3 protein-coding genes are annotated in these 1,124 nt (G+C 68.9%); all 3 read left to right on the top strand.

Going from position 1 to position 1,124, the window contains the following annotated elements; all coding sequences use genetic code 11:
- The coding region (locus tag ACIRS4_RS38285; RefSeq protein ID WP_404204898.1) for a DUF4129 domain-containing protein at window positions 1–347 on the top strand (347 nt) is incomplete at its 5' end.
- 49 nt (window positions 348–396) lie between these two features.
- Entirely contained in the window at window positions 397–897 is a 501-nt protein-coding gene (locus ACIRS4_RS38290; RefSeq protein ID WP_404204900.1) for a hypothetical protein, read from the top strand.
- A gap of 20 nt (window positions 898–917) precedes the next feature.
- Window positions 918–1,124 (top strand): AAA family ATPase (locus ACIRS4_RS38295; protein ID WP_404204902.1); only part of this gene is annotated, 207 nt, incomplete at its 3' end.

Below are 1,124 nucleotides of genomic sequence, written 5' to 3' on the forward strand. Positions count from 1 at the left end.
CCTTGGCCAGCGAGACCGCCTCGGTGGCCAAGGTGGCCGAGATGGGCCTGGCCGCCATGATCGCGCCCGGACAGGATCCGCGCACCGCCATCATCGCCTGCTACGTGGCCATGGAAAGCGGTCTGGCGCAGGCGCGGGAGGTCGCGCCGCTGGCCTCCGACACCCCCTCCGAGGTGCTGGCGCGGGCCTTCGACCGCGGCTTCCTGCACGACGCGTCGGCGCGGGAACTGGTGTCGCTGTTCGAGGAGGCGCGGTTCAGTCCGCACTCCATGCTGGAGTGGCAGCGGATGCGGGCCGAGCAGCTGCTGCGTATCGTATTGGCAGATCTTCAGGGGCTGGCCGCATGAAAGCTGTTGTGGCGGGGGAGATCTGGGTGGACCGAACGGGGGATCGGCCATGAATCGGGGCGCGATCGTGACCGGCGCGGTGGTGCTGGTGGTGTTGTTCGAGTTCGTCGCGCTCGGCAATCAGCGCGAACTGCTGCCGCTGCTGACCGGCGTTCCGGTGGCGGGCGCACTCGGACTGCTGGTGTGGACGCTGGTCGAGCGGTCGCGGCGGCTCGCCCCCGTCGAGGAGGACAACGACATCGACAACGGCCCCGTCGAGATGCTGCGCCGCTGGCAGGCGCGCGCCACGATGCTGGCCGACCGGTCCGAGGGCACCCGCGCCGACTGGGACCGGCACCTGCGGCCGCTGCTGGCCAAGGAATTCGAGCTGACCAGCGGGCATCGGATGAACAAGAACCGCCGGGCCCTCGAGGTGGCGGGACAGCTACAGTTCGGCCCCGAACTGTGGCGGTGGGTGGACCCGGCCAACTCGGCGCTGCGCGACGAGGTCAATCGCGCCCCCGGCCGTGAAGCCCTCGACGAGATCCTGCGTCGGCTACAAGACATGTGAGATGAGATGCGAGAGTTGCCATGACATCACCGATGGACGTGACCATCAAGCGCACCGACGCCGTACTGCGCGAAGTATCCCGGGTCGTGGTCGGCAAGCGGGACGAGCTGCAGCTGATCATGATCGCGGTGCTGTCCGGCGGCCACATCCTGATCGAGGATCTGCCCGGCCTGGGCAAGACCCTGATCGCGCGCTCCTTCGCGACCGCGCTCGGGCTGAACTTCACC

The sequence above is a fragment of the Streptomyces sp. NPDC101166 genome, from assembly GCF_044768125.1.
In the GTDB taxonomy this organism is placed as follows: Bacteria; Actinomycetota; Actinomycetes; order Streptomycetales; family Streptomycetaceae; genus Streptomyces.

What these genes read in the sequence shown, in the direction of transcription:
- ACIRS4_RS38290 (WP_404204900.1), top strand. Translation starts at nt 397, where the DNA reads ATGAATCGGGGCGCGATCGTGACCGGCGCGGTGGTGCTGGTGGTGTTG.